General features: G+C 36.1%; 16 protein-coding genes and 1 tRNA gene. 14 read left to right on the top strand and 3 right to left on the bottom strand.

Annotation, left to right across the window (positions count from 1 at the left end; all coding sequences use genetic code 11):
- The first annotated feature begins 3 nt into the window (after nucleotides 1–3).
- The 12 genes from A6I66_RS13045 to A6I66_RS12990 all read left to right on the top strand — a co-directional run bounded on the left by A6I66_RS13045 (nucleotide 4) and on the right by A6I66_RS12990 (nucleotide 14,750).
- Nucleotides 4–2,022: a penicillin-binding protein gene (locus tag A6I66_RS13045; protein ID WP_067150084.1), complete on the top strand. Its 2,019-nt coding sequence runs from the start codon at nucleotides 4–6 to the stop codon at nucleotides 2,020–2,022.
- Nucleotides 2,019–3,482, top strand: a complete 1,464-nt coding sequence (locus A6I66_RS13040) for a UDP-N-acetylmuramoyl-L-alanyl-D-glutamate--2,6-diaminopimelate ligase (RefSeq protein WP_067150081.1) — start codon at nucleotides 2,019–2,021, stop codon at nucleotides 3,480–3,482. The genes A6I66_RS13045 and A6I66_RS13040 overlap by 4 nt, the downstream gene beginning before the upstream one ends.
- A gap of 41 nt (nucleotides 3,483–3,523) precedes the next feature.
- Nucleotides 3,524–4,765, top strand: a complete 1,242-nt coding sequence (gene mraY / locus A6I66_RS13035) for a phospho-N-acetylmuramoyl-pentapeptide-transferase (protein WP_067150078.1) — start codon at nucleotides 3,524–3,526, stop codon at nucleotides 4,763–4,765.
- A gap of 38 nt (nucleotides 4,766–4,803) precedes the next feature.
- Entirely contained in the window at nucleotides 4,804–6,195 is a 1,392-nt protein-coding gene (gene murD / locus A6I66_RS13030) for a UDP-N-acetylmuramoyl-L-alanine--D-glutamate ligase (RefSeq protein ID WP_067150075.1), read from the top strand.
- A gap of 11 nt (nucleotides 6,196–6,206) precedes the next feature.
- Nucleotides 6,207–7,400 carry an FtsW/RodA/SpoVE family cell cycle protein gene (locus tag A6I66_RS13025; protein WP_067150073.1) on the top strand — a complete coding sequence of 398 codons (1,194 nt, stop codon included), beginning with the start codon at nucleotides 6,207–6,209 and terminating at the stop codon, nucleotides 7,398–7,400.
- A gap of 6 nt (nucleotides 7,401–7,406) precedes the next feature.
- The gene (gene murG, locus A6I66_RS13020; RefSeq protein WP_245683458.1) at nucleotides 7,407–8,495 is read left to right on the top strand and encodes an undecaprenyldiphospho-muramoylpentapeptide beta-N-acetylglucosaminyltransferase; all 1,089 of its coding nucleotides are present in this window, start codon (nucleotides 7,407–7,409) and stop codon (nucleotides 8,493–8,495) included.
- Nucleotides 8,496–9,848 (top strand): UDP-N-acetylmuramate--L-alanine ligase, encoded by a 1,353-nt coding sequence (gene murC, locus A6I66_RS13015; RefSeq protein ID WP_067150067.1) that lies wholly within the window; start codon nucleotides 8,496–8,498, stop codon nucleotides 9,846–9,848. It begins immediately after the preceding gene.
- A gap of 16 nt (nucleotides 9,849–9,864) precedes the next feature.
- Nucleotides 9,865–10,557 carry a cell division protein FtsQ/DivIB gene (locus A6I66_RS13010; protein ID WP_317047690.1) on the top strand — a complete coding sequence of 231 codons (693 nt, stop codon included), beginning with the start codon at nucleotides 9,865–9,867 and terminating at the stop codon, nucleotides 10,555–10,557.
- A 3-nt stretch (nucleotides 10,558–10,560) separates the two neighbouring features.
- Nucleotides 10,561–11,889, top strand: a complete 1,329-nt coding sequence (ftsA, locus tag A6I66_RS13005) for a cell division protein FtsA (protein ID WP_067150061.1) — start codon at nucleotides 10,561–10,563, stop codon at nucleotides 11,887–11,889.
- A 105-nt stretch (nucleotides 11,890–11,994) separates the two neighbouring features.
- Nucleotides 11,995–13,983: a cell division protein FtsZ gene (gene ftsZ / locus A6I66_RS13000; protein ID WP_067150058.1), complete on the top strand. Its 1,989-nt coding sequence runs from the start codon at nucleotides 11,995–11,997 to the stop codon at nucleotides 13,981–13,983.
- A 140-nt stretch (nucleotides 13,984–14,123) separates the two neighbouring features.
- Nucleotides 14,124–14,573, top strand: a complete 450-nt coding sequence (locus A6I66_RS12995; RefSeq protein WP_067150055.1) for a GatB/YqeY domain-containing protein — start codon at nucleotides 14,124–14,126, stop codon at nucleotides 14,571–14,573.
- A gap of 103 nt (nucleotides 14,574–14,676) precedes the next feature.
- Nucleotides 14,677–14,750, top strand: a tRNA-Arg gene (locus tag A6I66_RS12990).
- Nucleotides 14,751–14,955: 205 nt separating this feature from the next.
- Here the strand turns inward: A6I66_RS12990 and A6I66_RS12985 are convergent.
- Nucleotides 14,956–15,543: an outer membrane beta-barrel protein gene (locus tag A6I66_RS12985; RefSeq protein ID WP_067150054.1), complete on the bottom strand. Its 588-nt coding sequence runs from the start codon at nucleotides 15,541–15,543 to the stop codon at nucleotides 14,956–14,958.
- Nucleotides 15,544–15,554: 11 nt separating this feature from the next.
- Entirely contained in the window at nucleotides 15,555–16,193 is a 639-nt protein-coding gene (locus A6I66_RS12980) for a DUF4136 domain-containing protein (RefSeq protein WP_067150045.1), read from the bottom strand.
- Nucleotides 16,194–16,515: 322 nt separating this feature from the next.
- Here A6I66_RS12980 and A6I66_RS12975 point away from each other — a divergent pair, with 322 nt between their 5' ends.
- Both A6I66_RS12975 and A6I66_RS12970 read left to right on the top strand, forming a co-directional pair.
- Nucleotides 16,516–17,367 carry a zinc-dependent peptidase gene (locus A6I66_RS12975; RefSeq protein WP_067150043.1) on the top strand — a complete coding sequence of 284 codons (852 nt, stop codon included), beginning with the start codon at nucleotides 16,516–16,518 and terminating at the stop codon, nucleotides 17,365–17,367.
- Nucleotides 17,368–17,465: 98 nt separating this feature from the next.
- Nucleotides 17,466–18,539, top strand: coding sequence for a zinc-binding metallopeptidase family protein (locus A6I66_RS12970; RefSeq protein WP_067150040.1), 1,074 nt, complete (start codon nucleotides 17,466–17,468; stop codon nucleotides 18,537–18,539).
- A 24-nt stretch (nucleotides 18,540–18,563) separates the two neighbouring features.
- Here A6I66_RS12970 and A6I66_RS12965 read toward each other — a convergent pair whose 3' ends face one another.
- Entirely contained in the window at nucleotides 18,564–19,802 is a 1,239-nt protein-coding gene (locus A6I66_RS12965) for an NAD(P)/FAD-dependent oxidoreductase (protein WP_067150037.1), read from the bottom strand.
- Nucleotides 19,803–20,015: the final 213 nt, after the last annotated feature.

Genomic DNA, 20,015 nt, shown 5'->3' with positions numbered 1-20,015 from the left:
CAAATGGCAGCTAACGATAAAAACATATTAAACCGTTTGTATTTTATAGCAGGATGTATGTTCATCTTTGCTGTTGCTGTCGTGTTTAAATTATTGACGATTCAGTTTGTTCAAGGTGAAAAATATAAGGCCCTTGCGACAAAACGTGTTGTTAAAAATGTTGTAATTCCTGCCAATCGAGGCAATGTGTATTCTGTAAACGGGAATTTGTTGGCAACCTCAATCCCAAAGTATGATATACGCTTTGACGCCATAACACCTTCGGCTCGAGTTTTTGAGAGAGATATTAAAGCACTATCTGATTCGCTTGCTAAATACAAAGGAAATCGTTCTTCTGCTCAGATAGAAGCACGCTTGAGACGAGCAAGAGCTAATAAAAACAGATATTATCTGTTGGCTAGAAATATTGGTTACTCCGATTATATACGTTTAAGAAAATTTCCACTTTTAGAGCTTGGTGCTTTTAAAGGAGGGTTGATTGTAGAGCAAACTACCAAGCGCGAACATCCAATGGGAGGGATTGCCGAGCGTACTATAGGGTATGAGCGTATCGATGAAAAAGGTAATGTGACGCGACCAGGGATTGATGGAGCTTTTGGTATTCGTTATTTGAGAGGTGTCGATGGTCAACGTAAAAAACAACGCATTGGTAAAGGGCAATGGAAGCCTTTAACAGATGCCAATGAAATTGAGCCAAAAGATGGTTATGATGTGTATACTACCATCGATGTGAATATTCAAGATATAGCGCACCATGCTTTGTTGGAGCAATTAGAAAAGTATAAAGCCGATCACGGTTGTGTGGTGGTTATGGAGACCAAAACAGGTGAGATTCGTGCTATTTCTAACTTAGGTAGAAATAAAAATGGTAAGTATTACGAACGTTTAAATTATGCGGTGGGTGAGAGTCATGAGTCGGGATCGACCTTTAAATTAATGGCTTTAGCAGCGGCGTTTGAAGATAAAGTTGCCGATACGAGTGATGTGGTAGATACCGAAAATGGTATTCTTACTTTTTACGGAAAGAAGGTGCGTGATTCTAAGCACGGTGGTTACGGAAAAATAACGGTGTCAAAAGCATTCGAAGTATCTTCTAATACAGGTATTGTAAAAGTTGTAGATAAAGGGTATAGTAAAAATCCAGAGAAATTTGTGGATAGACTTTATGAAATGAGTCTGAATAAAAACTTGGATTTACCAATTATAGGGGAGCCAGAACCTGTTATCCCAGATCCACGCGTGAAAAATAACAGATGGAGTGGTATCGCATTGCAATGGATGGCTTATGGCTACGGTGTGTCTTTTACGCCTTTGCAAACGCTTACCTTCTATAATGCTGTGGCGAATAATGGTGTTATGGTTAAGCCTCGATTTTTAAAAGAAGTTAAATCTTTTGATAAGGTTATTGAAACTTTTGATAGTGAGGTGATAAACGAAAAAATCTGTTCGGATGAAACTATTGGAAAGTTGCAAGCATTGTTGAAACATGTTGTTGAAAAAGATCATGGGACTGGACATCGATTGTATTCTGAAAACTTTTCTATGGCGGGGAAAACGGGGACTTGTCAGAAAAATTATTCCGATAAATCCAAGCTTGCTTATATCTCATCTTTTGCTGGTTATTTCCCAGCTGAAAACCCGAAGTACTCTTGTATTGTAGTGGTTCATGAGCCTGATAAGAGTGTGGGTTATTATGGTGCCGATGTTTCTGGACCGGTCTTTAAAAAAGTAGCACAAAAAATCTTTACGGCGACTCCAATTACAGACGAAGTAGAGTCTTTGGGTGTAGAGTCTGTAGCTGTAGAAAAAGACTATGAGCATTTTTATGAAACGGCTCAAACCTATAAAACCATTATGCCAAATGTAGTAGGTATGCCTGCTATGGATGCTGTTGCATTGCTTGAAAATATGCAGGTTGATGTTCGCGTAGAACTGGATGGTGATGGTGTGATTGACGGACAGTCTATTTCAAAAGATACCAAACTGAAAAATAACCAAACCATTGTTTTAAAAGCATCATGATCGCATTAAAAGACATATTATATAAGGTTGCAATAAATTCTGTTACAGGTGGAACCAACACAGAAGTTAATGCTGTAGCGTTTGATTCACGTAACATTGGGGCTAACGATTTATTTGTAGCTATAAATGGTGTTGTAGTAGATGGACATAAGTTTATTGATGTAGCTATTAAAAATGGCGCTAAAAGCATCGTTTGCGAAGTGCTTCCAGAACATTTAGAGGAAGGGGTTGCCTATGTTGAAGTTGATAATTCACATAAGGCATTAGCTGTTATAGCAGCAAATTATTACGGTAATCCATCAGAGAATTTAAGACTGGTTGGAGTAACGGGAACTAATGGTAAAACGACCATCGCGAGTTTGTTGTATCAGTTGTTTAAAAAGGCTGGCTATAAAGTAGGGTTGTTGTCTACGGTAAAAATTATGGTAGACGCTAAAGAGTATAAAGCGACGCACACAACGCCCGATTCATTAACAATCAATGCTTATTTGAAAGAAATGAATGAAACTGGTGTTGAATTTTGCTTTATGGAAGTGAGTTCTCATGGTATTCACCAGTGTCGTACAGAAGGGTTGAATTTTGAAGGCGGAATTTTTACAAACATCACCCACGATCATTTAGACTACCATAAAACGTTTGCTGAATATAGAGATGTGAAAAAACGTTTTTTTGACGGACTATCAAAAGACGCTTTTGCTGTTGTTAATGTGGATGATAAAAATGGTTTGTTCATGCTGCAAAATACTAAAGCAAGAAAATTTACTTACGCTTTAAAACAGTATGCAGATTATAAATGTCAGATTCTAGAAAATCAATTTAGCGGATTGCTTTTAAAGGTGAATGATAGTGAGCTGTGGACTCGCCTAATTGGTAAGTTTAATGCCTACAATGTGTTAGCTATTTATGCTACAGCAGAATTATTAGGTCTTGAAAAAGTCGAGATACTGCGTTTGATAAGCGATTTAGAGAGTGTAAGTGGGCGTTTTCAATATATAGTGTCTGATCAAAAAATAACGGCTATTGTTGATTATGCACATACGCCCGATGCCTTGAAAAATGTGTTAGAAACCATAAACGGCATTCGTACAAAAAATGAAGAGCTTTTTACTGTAGTGGGTTGTGGAGGTGATAGAGATCGGACAAAACGCCCTGAAATGGGAAACATCGCTTCGGTTTTAAGTGATAAAGTCATTTTTACAAGTGATAACCCTAGAACTGAAAACCCAGAAGATATTTTAAGAGAAATAGAAAATGGCGTTGAACCACAAAATTTTAAAAAAACATTAACCATTCAGGATAGAAGGCAGGCTATAAAAACCGCTTGTCAAATGGCGAACCCTAATGATATCATTTTAATAGCGGGTAAAGGTCATGAGACTTATCAAGAAATAAATGGAGTGCGTTCTCATTTTGACGATTTGGAAACCGTTCGGGAATTATTAAATCAGTTGGAAAAGTAAAAGAGGTAAGTAAACTAAAGTAACCAAAAAATAGAAAAAAGATGTTGTACTACTTGTTTGAGTATCTAGAAAAGCAGTTTCAGTTACCTGGGGCTTCGCTTTTTGGTTTTATAACTTTTAGAGCTGCCTTGGCTGTGATTTTGTCTCTTTTAATTTCAACGATTTATGGTAAGCGTATCATTAATATGTTAATGAGGCAACAAGTAGGTGAGACAATTCGTGATTTAGGTTTAGAAGGGCAGCAGGAAAAGGCAGGAACGCCAACCATGGGTGGAATTATTATCATTCTGGCTACGCTAATTCCGGTGCTTTTACTTTGTAAACTAAGTAATATTTACATCATTCTTTTAATTGTTACAACCGTTTGGATGGGGGTTATTGGGTTTCTAGATGATTATATTAAGAAGTTTAAAAATGATAAAGAAGGTCTTAAAGGAAAGTTTAAGGTATTAGGGCAAGTTGGTTTAGGACTTATTGTAGGGGCAACCTTGTATTTTCATAAAGATGTAACCATGAAGGAGCAAGTTCCACCAGAGGTGCGTCAGGAGCTATTAATTCAAAATCCAAATATTGCAGCTTCAAAATTATTTAAACCAGAAACGAAATCGGCGTATACCACCATCCCATTTATAAAAAATAATGAATTTGACTATGCTAAAGTCATCACCTGGATCGATCCTTCTTTAGAAAAATATGCATGGATCGTTTTTGTGTTGGTAACAATTTTCATCATCACAGCCGTTTCTAATGGAGCAAATTTAACCGATGGGATTGATGGTTTAGCAGCAGGAACGTCGTCAATTATTGTATTGACGCTGGGGATTTTTGCCTGGGTCTCGGGTAATATTGTTTTTGCCGATTACTTAAACATCATGTACATCCCTCGTGTTGAAGAAATAACGATTTACATCGCGGCCTTTGTGGGAGCGTTAATCGGATTCTTATGGTACAACACCTATCCGGCTCAAGTTTTTATGGGGGATACAGGGAGTTTAACTATTGGAGGTATTATAGCAGTTATAGCTATTGCGGTAAGAAAAGAGTGGTTGATTCCTGTGCTTTGTGGTGTGTTTTTAGCAGAAAATTTATCGGTTGTTATGCAGGTGGGGTGGTTTAAATACACTAAGAAAAAGTATGGAGAAGGCAGGCGATTGTTGAAAATGTCACCTTTGCATCATCATTATCAGAAGGAAGGTTATCACGAAAGTAAAATTGTAACACGATTTTGGATTGTAGGAATCATATTAGCTATTCTTTCAATAGTAACATTAAAAATTAGATAACCAATTTACCATTTCCACGAAAGTGTAAGCTTTATAAAATGAAAAAGGATCAAATAAAACAAGATAGTGAGCAGAGTTCCTTAACAGGAGGAGTTGGAAAAGGCTTTTTAGTCGTTTTAGGAGGTGGCGAGAGTGGTGTAGGTACGGCGCTTTTGGGAAAGGCAAAGGGTTATGATGTTTTTGTTTCCGATAAGGGGAAAATAAAAGACAAGTATAAAGAAGTTCTTATACAAAATGAGATTGATTGGGAGGATGAGAATCATACCGAATCTAAAATATTGAAGGCCGATGTGGTTATGAAAAGCCCTGGCATTCCTGATAAGGTGGCGTTGATTAAGCAGATTAGAAAGGCTGGAATTAAAGTAGTTTCAGAAATTGAATTTGCTTCAAATTTCACTGAGGCAACCCTTGTAGGTATCACAGGTAGTAACGGAAAAACGACTACTGCTACTTTAACGCATCACTTGTTAAAGCAAGAGCTAAATGTGGGGCTGGCAGGTAATATTGGCGATAGTTTTGCTAAGCAAATTCTGGAAGATGATTATCCGAATTACGTGTTAGAGATCAGTAGTTTTCAGTTGGATGATATCATCGATTTCAGGCCGTATATCGCCGTGATTACAAACATAACACCAGATCATTTAGATCGCTATGATTACAAGTTTGAAAATTATATCGAATCAAAATTTAGAATTACAGAGAATCAAACAGAAGAAGATTATTTGATTTATGATGCCGATGATGAAGTCATTGTAAATCATCTTAAAAAGTACCCGGTTAAAGCCATTTTATTGCCGTTTTCATTAGAAAAAAATATAGAAAATGGTGCATGTTTAGAAAAAGAGAATATTAAAATAACAATAAATAATAATCAGATCATTATGCCAACATCAAATCTTACATTAGAAGGAAAGCACAACGTTAAAAATGCTATGGCAGCTTCTACTGTGGCGCACCTATTAAAGATCAGAAAACAAACCATTCGTGAGAGTTTAGAGAACTTTCAAGGTGTAGAACACCGTTTGGAACAAGTTCTTAAAATAAATAAAGTACAATATATTAACGATTCTAAAGCAACTAATGTTAATGCAACATACTATGCTTTAGAGAGCATGGGAGCTCCTACCGTTTGGATAGTGGGAGGTGTTGATAAAGGAAATAATTATCAAGAGTTGTTTTCTTTCGTCAATGAAAAAGTCAAAGCTATCATTTGCTTAGGTGTTGATAATGAGAAATTATTAAACACTTTTGGTAATATGGTCGATGTTATTGTTGAAACTCAGTATATGAGTGAAGCAGTAAAAATAGCTTACAAATTAGCTGAAACAGGGGATAATGTACTATTGTCACCTGCTTGTGCAAGCTTCGATTTATTTGAAAATTATGAAGATCGAGGACGTCAATTTAAAGAAGCGGTAAGAAATCTGTAAAAAATAAAAATTTGCAATCCATATTTAAAAACATAAAAGGTGATCGGTTAATTTGGGCTATTGTGGCGCTTTTGGCAATAGTGTCATTTTTGCCTGTGTATAGTGCGGCCAGTAATTTGGCTTATAAAGGAGTGGGTACAAATACCTTCTCATTTTTTATAAAGCACTTTTTTCACTTGGCTTTGGGTTTTGCCATCATTTATGGGGTGCATAAAATTCCTTATAACTATTTTAAGGGGTTGTCGCTTGTTATGGTGCCAATTGTTTTGCTTTTGTTGGTGTTAACCATGTTACAAGGAACTACGATTGGAGGTGCTAATGCTAGCCGATGGATTCAAATACCTTTTGTGGGGATGTCGTTTCAGACTTCCACTCTTGCAGGAGTGGTATTAATGGTTTATATCGCACGTTATTTATCTAAAGTTTACGATAAAAAAATAAGTTTTAAAGAGACTATTTTGCCTTTGTGGATGCCTGTGTTTTTAGTGTTGATTCTCATCTTACCAGCAAATTTTTCTACCACAGCCATCATGTTTACCATGGTTGTTGTGTTGGTTTTTTTAGGCGGATATCCATTGCGGTATTTGGCGGTTATTATTGGTACTGGGGTATTGGTTTTGTCGTTGTTTATTTTAATAGCGAAAGCATTTCCGGAAGCTATGCCTAATAGAATTGATACTTGGATGGGACGTATTGAAAGTTTTTCTAATCCGGAAGATACCGAAGCCGATTATCAAATAGAAAAAGCTAAAATAGCCATAGCATCTGGTGAAATTTGGGGTGTTGGTCCTGGTAAAAGTTCACAGAAGAACTTCTTGCCACAATCGTCATCAGATTTTATTTTTGCAATCATTATTGAGGAATATGGTTTGCTGGGCGGGTTTTTTGTTATGTTTTTGTATTTGTGGTTCTTATTTAGAATTGTCATAGTAGCTCAAAAATCAGAATCTGTTTTCGGAAAATTAGTAGTGCTCGGTGTTGGGTTGCCAATCGTTTTTCAGGCAATAATAAACATGGCTGTCGCTGTTGAATTATTTCCCGTAACTGGGCAAACATTGCCGTTGTTGAGTAGCGGGGGAACTTCAATTTGGATGACCTGCTTGGCTGTTGGCATTATTCTAAGTGTAAGTGCCAAAAGAGAAGAAATAAAAGAAAAAGAATTAGGAGAAGAAAATCCTTTAGATGTTTTATCAGAAGCAATTTAAAAGCGTATGTATAGAGTTATAATGTCAGGCGGAGGTACAGGGGGGCATATTTATCCTGCCATTGCGATTGCCAATGAGATCAAGTCGCGATATCCTGATTCCGAAATTTTGTTCGTTGGAGCCAAGGATAGAATGGAAATGGAAAAAGTGCCTCAAGCGGGGTATCCTATAAAAGGACTTTGGATAACGGGGGTTCAACGTAGTTTTACCTTAAAGAATTTGAGTTTTCCTTTTAAAGTGATTAGTAGTTTATGGGGAGCTAGAAAAATCATCAAATCATTTAAACCGGATGTGGTGATTGGTACAGGAGGTTTTGCTAGTGGACCTTTATTGAAGATGGCCGAATTAGCCAACATTCCTGTTCTTATTCAGGAGCAGAATTCCTACCCTGGTATTACTAATAAGTTGTTAGCAAAAAAGGCTAACAAAATTTGTGTGGCTTACGATGGTTTGGATCGTTTTTTTCCAAAAGAAAAAATTGTAAAAACCGGAAACCCTGTTCGTAAAGGTTTATTGCATATTGATAATAAAGTAGAGGAGGCTAAAAAGTTTTTCGACCTTAAAGAAGGCAAATGCACGCTTTTAGTTATTGGTGGTAGTTTGGGAGCAAGACGTATCAATGAATTGATTGAAAAGGAACTTGATTTTTTTGATACTCAGAATGTGCAAATCATATGGCAGTGCGGGAAATTGTACTACGATAAATATAAATTGTATGACAATACCAAAAACGTGCAAGTTCATGAGTTTTTAAACAATATGGATTTTGCTTATGCTGCTGCAGATGTGGTCATATCTAGAGCAGGGGCAGGTTCGGTTTCAGAGCTTTGTATTGTTGGTAAACCTGTAGTTTTTATCCCTTCGCCTAATGTGGCTGAAGATCATCAAACGAAAAATGCTATGGCTGTTGTTAATCAGGATGCCGCCTTGATAATTAAGGAAGAAGATTTAAAAGCTGATTTTGAAAATAAGTTTTCGCAACTTATCGCTCAGCCTGAAAGAAAGAAAGAATTAGGTCAAAATATAAGAAAATTAGCATTGGTTGATGCGACAAAAGATATTGTTAATGAAGTTGAAAAACTACTCAAGAAATAAATGAATTTAAACACCATACATAGGGTCTATTTTATTGGTATTGGCGGTATCGGCATGAGCGCTATTGCACGTTATTTTCTTGCTAATAAGAAACAAGTAGCGGGTTACGATAAAACGCAAACCGACATCACAAACACCCTGGTAGATTTGGGTATGGACGTGCATTTTGAAGACAATATCGAACTTGTTGATAAGGCGTTTCTAAGCCCAGAACATACACTTGTAGTCTATACACCAGCAGTGCCTAAAGACCATAAAGAATTAAATTTCTTTAAAGACAGTGGATTTGATGTAGTGAAGCGTTCTCAGATTTTGGGGTTAATTACCGAGCATACGTTCTGTTTGGCTGTTGCAGGGACGCACGGAAAAACGACAACAACGAGTATTTTAGGGCATTTGCTCAATACTTGTGAGGTACCTTTAACCGCATTTTTAGGGGGAATAAGTGAAAATTACAATTCAAACCTCATATTAAACGGTACGGAAGTATCGGTGGTTGAGGCCGATGAATTTGATCGTTCGTTTTTAACCTTGTCACCAGATTTTGCCTGTATCACTTCTATGGATGCCGATCATTTAGATATTTATGGCGATGCAGCAGAATTAAAAAAATCGTTTGTAGCTTTTTCAGAAAGATTGAAACCAAACGGTAAACTATTTATAAAAAATGGACTGCCTTTGGATGGGATAACCTATGGTATTGAAGATGATTCAGATTATACAGTTCAAAATATTAGAATACAAAACGGTGCTTACATTTTTGATGTAAAAACACCAAAGGACACGATTAAGGATTTAGAATTTAACCTACCAGGTCGACATAATTTGTCGAACGCCTTAATAGCCTTGGCGATGGCTGTAGAATATGGTTGCTCCTACCAACAGCTCGCCAAGGGATTGGCAACTTACAAAGGGGTGAAGCGTAGGTTTTCTTATCAGATAAAAACCGAAGATTTTGTTTTTATTGATGATTATGCCCATCATCCGCAGGAAATAAGTGCAGTGCATCAGGCGGTTAGAGAAATGTATCCAAATAAAAAAGTGTTAGCCATTTTTCAACCTCATTTATTTAGCAGAACACGCGATTTTATTGATGATTTTGCCGAAAGTTTGTCGAAATTTGACGAGTTATTATTACTCGATATTTACCCGGCAAGAGAGTTGCCTATCGAAGGTGTAAACTCAAACTGGTTGTTAGGAAAAATTAATAATGATAAAAAACAACTTGTATCAAAAGCGCAGTTGTTAAACGCGATTCATGAGAGTGACGCTCAGGTGGTTTTAACCATTGGAGCAGGAGATATTGGCGCCGAAGTAAAACGTATTAAAAACGAGTTTAGCCTTGAAAATTAATTGGAATTACATAAAAATGATTGGCATTTTTGGCTTAGTGATTTTTCTTTTCGCTTTTGCGTCAGGAAGAAATGCAGTGCGGCCTGTATCCGAACCACAGGTGAAGTTCGTGGGCGAAAACAATCTTTTTATAACCAGTAAGGCTGTTAGTAAATTGTTAATACAAAATTATGGTAACGCTTCAAACGTGGCGAAAGAAACTTTAGCTTTGAATGAATTAGAGAAAGCGCTCAAATCTAATCCCATGATTAAGACTGCAGAAGTGTATGTTGCTATAAACGGGACACTTAATGCCGAAATAGAACAAAAAACACCTATTGCAAGAGTTAACACGAATGCGTCTTATTATGTTGATGCCGACGGACAATACATGCCGTTGTCCAACAATTATTCTGCAAGAGTACCTTTGGTTACGGGTTATGTTGAAAAAAATAGTTTGAAAAGTGTCTATCAAATTGCCTTAAAAATAAACAATGACGACTTTTTAAAAAAGCATGTTTATGAGATTCGACAAGACGAAAGTAAACAACTTTTTCTAAAACTTAGAAAGTGTGATTTTACCGTACAGATAGGCTCGGTAAACGCTTTAGATAAAAAAATTAATAACCTAAAAGCTTTTTACAAAAAAGCGCTTAAGGATAATATATTGAAAGACTATAGTAAAGTTAATTTACAGTTTGATAACCAAGTAATATGTACCAAAATTTAGACTATGGAGCATAATTTAGCAGTAGGATTAGACATAGGAACCACAAAAATTGTGGCCATGATTGGCCGTAAAAATGACTACGGAAAATTAGAGATTTTAGGTATAGGAAAGTCTAAAAGCTTAGGGGTACATCGTGGTGTTGTAAATAATATTACACAAACCATTCAGTCCATTCAACAGGCTGTTCAGGAAGCTGAAGCTTCTTCAGATATAAAAATCGAAGATGTAACTGTGGGTATTGCAGGTCAGCATATCAGAAGTTTGCAGCATAGCGATTATATCACGAGATCAAATTCCGAAACGGTTATTGATGATAACGATATAGAAATGCTTATCAATCAGGTGCATAAATTGGTGATGCTTCCAGGGGAAGAAATTATTCATGTTTTGCCTCAAGAATATAAAGTTGATGGTCAAGCTGAAATAAAAGAGCCCATAGGAATGTATGGCGGACGCTTAGAAGCTAATTTTCATGTGGTTGTAGGTCAAGTGTCATCAATTAGAAATGTGGGGCGCTGTATTAAAAGTGCCGGTCTTAATTTAGAAGGCATCACTTTAGAGCCATTAGCATCTTCTAATGCTGTGTTAACTCAGGAAGAAAAAGAAGCCGGTGTGGCTTTAATTGATATAGGTGGCGGAACCACAGATTTAGCCATTTTTAGAGATGGTATTATTCGTCACACTGCAGTAATTCCTTTTGGAGGAAACGTAATTACTGAAGATATTAAAGAAGGTTGCTCGATTATTGAAAAGCAAGCTGAACTATTAAAAATAAAATTCGGGTCAGCCTGGCCAGGTGAAAATAAAGATAACGAAATCGTTTCCATTCCTGGTTTAAGAGGTCGTGAACCGAAGGAGATTACTCTTAAAAACTTGTCTAAAATCATCCATGCTCGTGTTGTGGAAATTATAGAGCAAGTATATGCCGAAATTAAAAACTACGGTCATGAGGAACAAAAGAAAAAACTCATAGGCGGTATTGTTTTAACAGGTGGTGGAAGTCAATTGAAACACCTAAAACAATTGGTGGAATACATTACTGGTATGGATACGCGTATAGGGTATCCTAACGAACATCTAGCTGGCGATAGTGATGATGATATTACAAGTCCCTTGTATGCCACAGCAGTTGGTTTAGTTTTAGACGGACTAAAACGCCAAGAAAGAAAAAAAGTAGAACAACAAGAAGAAGAGATTATTGAGGAAGTAGAGGTTGTTAATGAGCAACCAGAAATAGAGGAGGAGCCTGTGGTAAAAGCTCCAAAAGAGCGCCGTTCGTTTCTCGATAAATTAACCGATCGTCTTAAAGATTTTTTAGACGACGCCGAATAAGAAAGTAAAAATTGTCTAGTTAACAATTTTAAGATTTTGCCGTGAGGCATTTATATTGATCCATAGAATAAAATATTAAGTACAAACCCTAGTAAAACAGAATTTATGAGCAGCAATGAAAAATTCGAAACAAACATCGCATTTGATCTCCCTAAAAACAGGTCGAATGTTATTAAAGTAATAGGCGTTGGTGGCGGCGGAAGCAATGCTATCAATCACATGTTCCAGCAAGGTATTAAAGGCGTAGATTTTTATATCTGTAATACTGATGCTCAAGCTCTTGAAAATAGTGGTGTTCCAAACAAAATTCAATTAGGATTACATCTCACCGAAGGTTTGGGAGCCGGGGCTAATCCTGAAATTGGAGAGAAATCAGCTGAAGAGAGTGTAGAAGAAATTGCTGAAATGTTAGACTCTAATACCAAAATGGTGTTCATCACAGCAGGAATGGGTGGTGGAACAGGTACTGGAGCGGCTCCAATTATCGCTAAAATGGCTAAGGATAGAAACATTTTAACGGTAGGTATTGTGACGATGCCATTTCAGTTTGAGGGTAAAATGCGTCTTGAACAATCTCAAAAAGGTATCGAAAACCTTAGAGCTGTTGTCGATTCGTTAATTGTAATTAACAACAATAAACTACGTGAAGTTTATGGTAATTTAGGTTTTAAAGCTGGATTCTCGAAAGCAGATGAAGTTTTAGCTACAGCTGCTCGTGGTATAGCCGAAGTTATTACACACCACTACACGCAAAATATTGATTTACGTGATGCTAAAACAGTGTTAAGTAATAGCGGAACGGCTATTATGGGATCTTCATTAGCTTCAGGGCAAAATCGTGCGCAAGAAGCTATTAGAAAAGCGCTTGATTCACCTTTATTAAACGATAATAAAATTACTGGTGCCAAAAAAGTATTGCTGCTTATTGTTTCTGGTACTCAGGAAATTACTATTGATGAAATTGGTGAAATTAACGACCACATCCAAAATGAAGCCGGACACAGTGCTGAAATTATTATGGGAGTTGGTGAAGATGAAGGTTTAGAAGAATCTATCGCTGTAACCATTATCGCTACGGGTTTTAATATCGAACAGCAAGATGAAATTTCTAATACCGAAACCAAAAAAGTAAAACATATTCTTGGTGAAGATAAAGAAACAGAGGCTCAAGACAAGGACCCGATAGTTATTCCGCCTCAGGTAGAAATGAAGGTGAAAAAAGAGCCTGTTGTGGTGCGTCATACTTTAGAGGACGATGTACAGGAAACTAAACCACAAGTACCGAGACAAGCAGCTCCAAAAAAAAATATTGATTTAATTCCTACGTCAGAAATCATTAGAAATATTGGGGTGACTTATGAAGAAGTAACCGATAAGCTACGTGAAGAACTTATTGATGATGAGGATGATTTTGTGATTAATACCGTGTCTCGTGATGTGTCTACACCTTCAGAAGAAAAAGAAATCGAGGTGGTTTCCGATTTTATTGAAGAAGAGCAACAAATCACGTTGACTTTTGATATGCCTATTTCGTCTAAAACAGAGGAGATAGAAGAAGAAGTTGAAGACATCATCTCTCACGAATTAATTGAAGACGATGTTAAGGATATTCCCGTAAAAAGTTTTGTAGAGGTAGTTCCTGTAAATGAAACAAACCAAAATGGTGATGTGCGTTATGCCTTAGATGATTACGATGATGAAGAGCCTTCAAAGAGCACATCTAAATCTAAGATATCACATGTTTTAGATATCGAAGAAGAGGATGTTGTTTTTGAAAGAATTACGGTGCCTGCTAAAACGCCTAAAGTAGAAGAGGTTGAAGAAGTAGATCCCATGAACACGCCAATTTCAGAATTGCTTAAAGAACGTGCTGAAGAGCGCCGACGCAAAATGAAAGACTTCAATTACAAGTTTAACAGTTCTAAAATTGATGATATTGAAAAAGTTCCGGCTTATAAACGTCAAGGTGTCGATTTAAAAGCTGCAAAACATTCTTCTGAGACCAATATGTCTAGAACAAGTATTGGTTTTGACGATAACGATGATATCAAATTAAGAAGCAATAACTCTTTTTTACATGACAATGTAGATTAGAACGAGGTGACTAACTTTGTTGAAAACCGAAAAGTAATAAAAATAACTTTTCGGTTTTTTTATGGGTAAAATTTGATAATCGTAGGTATAAGAGCTTCATTTTTTCTTAGTATCTTCGCATACTCCAATACACGATTGAAATGAGTTTACAAGCAGAAATAATGAAGGCTTTAAAGGAAGCCATGAAATCTAAAAATCAAACCGCTTTAACAGCCTTACGCGCAGTAAAATCTGCCATTTTATTAGCCCAAACTGAAAGTAGTGCTAAAGAGGATTTAACTGAAGAACAAGAGTTAAAAATACTTCAAAAACAAGTAAAACAACGTCGCGATAGTGCGGCTATTTATATTGAGCAAGGCCGACAAGACTTAGCTGATCCAGAGTTAGCAGAAGCAGAGGTTATCGCACAATTTTTACCTGAAGCCATGCCAGAAGAAGAAATCGTGAAAATTGTTGATGCCACGATTTCGAAATTAGGTGCTGTAGGTATGAAAGATATGGGTAAAGTTATGGGTGTGGTAACTCAAGAGTTAGCAGGAAAAGCTGATGGCAAAACCATTTCTAGCGTTGTAAAAGCACGATTATCTTAAGTTTTTAAAGTTTAAAGGGCTTCTTAAACAACTATATTTAGAATAGAGGTTTTAAGTTGGTTATAAGCCATTAACCATTAACGAATAACCATTAACTAATAATGGCTGCGTAGTTCAACTGGATAGAATATCAGATTTCGGCTCTGAGGGTTGGGGGTTCGAATCCCTTCGCGGTCACGGATAAATAAAAACGCTTCACGTCAAATCAAGTTTACTTGAATTTGTAAGTGAAGCTTTTTTATTTTCAACACGGCGTGTTGAGTATTTTGTGTTTAGTAAAGGCCTTGACCCGAGATCTGCCTTCGAGAAGAGCAATTATAAAAAAAGAGGTTCTGTACCATAAGCACAAAACCTCTTTTTTAGATTCAAAATAGAATTTCTATTAGTTTGACCAAGTAACACCTAGAGCAATTCCGAAGTGCGATAGGCCATCAACATCACCTGATTTAGCAGCATAGTTGTATCTCCCAGCAGCACGAAGAGAAACACCGTAGTTTATAGTGTACTCTAAGCCAATTTCTGGACGCATACTAAATTGCCAAGCATCATCTTCTAGTGTATATACACCTATTTCTTCATCGATTTGGTTGTACATAAGTCCAATGCCTAAAGACACAAAGGGTGTTACATTGTTAGAGTTGTTAAAAAAGTAACTTGCAGTCGCATACACAGGAAGACTATTAATGTAGTGATAACGTGTTGCTGTAGTTGTTTCGGTGCCGTCTGTAATGGTTTGTTTTCCTAAATCGTCGTAGAAGGTCTGTAATCCAACACTAGCACCAATCCCTAATTCTTTCGAAAGCATATAAGTAAAGTCAAAACCTACACCTCTAAAACTTGTAGATGGTGTAAAATCGGCGGTTGGACCACTAGGAATTCCAATAATATAACTAAGACTGTATTTTTCTTGAGCGAATGTCGATAATGTTAATACCAATGTACCGACAAGCATGATAAATTTAAGTTTCATAAAATGTAAATTTAGTTGTTGAACGGAGGTTGATTAAAAGCTTGATCTATGTTGGAGTCAATTCTATTGACAATACTGGCTTGACCTCCTTGAAGCAATCCGTTTAGCGCGCCTAACCACACAACAGGAATCTCATTATCACTATTAGTGTCGGCTGGGTAAGTCATTTGTATAAGAACAGAACCTGTGCTGTAACCGCTAATATATCCTGGGTAATATCCTGGATAGTACCAACCCCAATCTGGGCCATACCATGGGTAATACCAATCCCACCACCATGGTTGGAAGTAAATAAAATTTTCATCAAAGGCACCTGTAACAATAACGATATCGGCATCTTGAGCAGATACCTCGGTCCAACCTAAACTGTTGAGGTTAGTTTTAACGGTTCCTAAAATAGCATCGCTGTATTCCTCGTCAATGTAAGTTGGGTCGTCTTCATCACTATCAAGATCGATAACTTTATCTGGCAACGAATAGGTGTAATTCGTGTCAAAATTAAAGTCAGCACTATAATCGGTGTAGACAAGATCAAAATCGTCTACATTCTGTCCGCCTTCGGGGTAACATCCTAAGGCAAGAAGGAGTACGGACGATAAAAAAAATAACCTCATAATTGAAGTTAATTTTGCAGCAGCAAAATGTTTCATGGTAAAAGGGTTTAAGTGGATTAATAATTAAAGGTGTAAAAATATAAAAAATATAAAATAGGTAGGGGTTTCTGCGTATAATTTCCTACTTGGTTTTTTGAATTTTTTTCAATAAATAAACACTTTAATTTTTATAAAGTTATCATGTGTTTTTAATAGAAATTAAATGTTTTAAAGCTGTTTTGGCTTTAATTTATGGTGTATTGAAACTTCTGCTTAAATTCATTAATAGGACCGTTAATTGTTTTTCAAGTGAATAAATAGGTTACATAAGTTCGTTAAATTGTAAAAATTAGCTTAATATTGAGTTTTACTAAGTTTTATGTATTACCCCATAATCATCCAAAACGAAGCCTTAGGTGGCCAAATTATATTAGGTATTTTATTTGCCATATTGTTTTACATGATTTTGCATTTTTTGGTTAAAACCTTAGAAATGGGGTATGTGTTAAGAAATATGCGTCCTTGGTATACCCATTTTTATTTCTTTCAGAAAAAATTAAATAGGGATCAGAAAAATATTCTAAAAAAGAGCTTTCCTTTTTATAACCGATTAAGTAAAAAACATCAAAGTTATTTCGAGCATCGCGTGGCTTGTTTTATAAAAGATAAAGATTTCATTGGAAGAGATCAGTTTAAAATTACCGATGAAGTTGAGGTTTTAATTTCAGCGACAGCCGTGATGCTTACTTTTGGATTTCGGGATTTCTACATTGGTATCATATCTAAAATTATCGTGTATCCCGATGTCTATTATTCAAAACTGAATAATACCTATCATAAGGGGGAATTTAACCCGAGATTAAACACGCTGGTGCTGTGTTGGAAAGATTTTAAATTGGGCCTGGATGTAGATAATGATAATCTAAATTTAGGCATTCATGAGTTTACACATGCGATTCATATAAATAGTATGAAAGAACGCGACATCAGCTCCACTATTTTTAGTGATACCTTTAAAGAACTTACCGAGCTCTTACTTAATGAGCCAAATCTAAGAGAGGCTCTGGTTAATTCACACTATTTTAGAAAATATGCCTTTACGAATCAGTTTGAATTCTTAGCTGTCATTATGGAAACTTTTATTGAAACGCCTACCGAGTTTAAAGCTAAGTTTCCCGAAGTTTACGGAAAAACCAAACAAATGCTTAACTTTCATTTTGCGGGATATTAAGGTTAACTTGCTGTTTTTCTGATTGATATTTAGTTTATATTTGATAAGGTAATTTTTAAATTTCTGATTTAAGTTTTTCATTTATAAACCATTCTGTAATGAAAGTTTTTCAATGTAGTTCTTGCGATTTTCCTGTGTTTTTTGAAAATACCTCCTGCGAAAATTGCGATGCTATTTTGGGGTATTTGAGTGCTGAAAATGAAATTTTTGCTAAGCAACCCGAAAATGTATCTTGGGAAATAAAAGGTAAGTCATATAAGTATTGTGAGAACCACGAATTAGAGGTATGTAATTGGTTGGTTGCAACAGAAGAGGATTCTACTTTCTGTAAATCTTGTCATTTAAACAGAACCATTCCAGATCTGTCTGTTCCAGAATATTCAAGTCGTTTTAAAAATATGGAAGTCGCTAAACACAGACTTGTATATGCTTTAGAGCGTTTAGGTCTTCCTGTTGTTAGCCAGTTTACAAATCCTGATACTGGTTTGTTCTTCGATTTTTTACCCAACAACACTTATGTGAATGGGGACAAGGTAATGACGGGGCATGCCAATGGCGTAGTAACCATTCTTCTAGCGGAAGCCGATGCTGTAAGTCGAGAAAAAATGAGGGTCTCTCTAAATGAAAAATATCGCACGCTAATTGGGCATTTTAGGCATGAGGTGGGACATTATTATTGGGATCTTATTTTTAAAAATAACGAAGATTTTACTGTCGATTTTAGAAAGCTGTTTGGTGATGAGCGTCTTGATTACAGTCAAGCCTTGTCCAATCACTACGAAAACGGCGCGCCAACAAATTGGAAATCTAATTTTATAAGTGAATACGCTTCCTCACACCCTTGGGAGGATTGGGCCGAAACATGGTCGCACTATTTACATATAATGGATACGATGGAAACCGCTTTTTATTTTGGTTTAGAAGTAGATCCTAATTTTAAAAATGCTTCGCATATGAAGCTCTCAGTAGTTAATCCTTATGAAGGGGATTTGTCCTTTAAAACCATTTTAGAAAAAACAACACCACTGTTTTATGCTGTAAATAGCATTAATCGATCTATGGGAATTAAAGATGTGTATCCTTTTGTGATTTCCGATAAGGTGAAAGAAAAATTAGAATTTATTCATAATATTTTACAACGCTTTAAAATTCAAAATAAAACGTTGGTATAATTCATGGCTTCCTAAGCTTTAATCTTACTTTTCCTGTTCTTGATTCATGTGAATGATATGCGCTAAATTTTTCACCAATCTATCGTGTTTTTTTACAAACGGATTAGTCTCATCCCAAACATAGCCAGCTAAAACAGCACAAATTTGTTTTTTTATTTCAGGGTTCTCTGGTCGGTGAAAAAATAAAGTTTGCAGATTTCCGGTGTACCATTCTTTAACGTATGTGGCAAAAACATTTACGCCTTTCATGATATAATCGCTGTATTCCGTTTGCCAATCTACAGGACGTTCAGTTAATTCGGTAACAATTAATTTTGCCGATTTTAAAGCCGATTCGGTAGCGAAAGTAACACCCGAAGAAAAAACAGGATCTAAAAATTCAGCACTATTTCCGGTTAAAACATAGCCTTTTCCAAACAGTTGTGTTACCGATTTAGCATAGTTTTTTATGCTGATAGGAGCAAACTTAAAATCCACATTCTCAAAACGCTTATGGTAGTATTTTGATAGCTTCAGCATGTTTTTCATATCGCCTTCGTAGGATTCAATAAGTTCAGTTTTTCCAACAAAACCAATACTAGTATCACCGTTAGAGAAAGGAATCACCCAAAACCAGGTATCGCGATCTAAAACATCAAATGTAATTAAAGTGCCTTCTTCTCCTTCAGGTCTATTGATGTCCTTAACATGGGTAAACATCGAAGAGTGTTCCGGAATAGACGAAGGTTTGTCAAGACCTAATAATCGCGGTAATACACGCCCATAACCACTTGAGTCAATAATGTATTTTGCTTTAACTTCATACGGCTGACCGTTTTCGTCTTTTATGGTGGTTATCGAAATGCCTTCATCATTAAACTTTGTATCTACAACTTCATGCTCAAAACTCAAATCAACACCTTGTTCTTGAATTTCATCTGCCAATAATTGATCAAAATCAGCACGAGGTACTTGCCAAGTCCAATCCCAACCAGGCGTGTGTTTTTTACTGAAATCAAAGTTACATACAATGTCATGGCTTAAAAATCGCGCTCCTCTTTTAATCTCAAATCCGTGGTCTGTTAGAACTTTTAGTAATCCAGCCTCTTCAAAATGTTCCATGCATTTGGGAAGTAAACTTTCTCCAATTACAAAGCGAGGGAATTTGCTTTTTTCTACAACTTTAACTTTGATGCCTTTCTTGTTAAGGTAAGCTGAGGCTACACAGCCTGAAGGTCCTGCGCCTATAACTAAAACATCAACGGCGATTTGATTTAATTTCATATTATAAAATTATGTGAGCATTGTATGAGAACTCAAAATTAAGCGAAATTTAGCAATAGAATTCGAGCAATCAGCTATAATTGAAAATTAATTGGTTTTGTTGGTTGTTTTTGTGTTAAATATAGATGTGAAAATATCTAGGATTGAGTTTTTTAAAGAATTAGTCGTTATATTTACTACTTGTAAATCTCTCTCTATGAATAATTATAGTGT

Origin of the sequence: Pseudotamlana agarivorans (assembly GCF_001642835.1) — a bacterium.
GTDB classification, from domain to species: domain Bacteria; phylum Bacteroidota; class Bacteroidia; order Flavobacteriales; family Flavobacteriaceae; genus Pseudotamlana; species Pseudotamlana agarivorans.
Note: the sequence above shows the minus strand (reverse complement) of the source record. Positions and strands in the feature narration are given on the sequence as shown.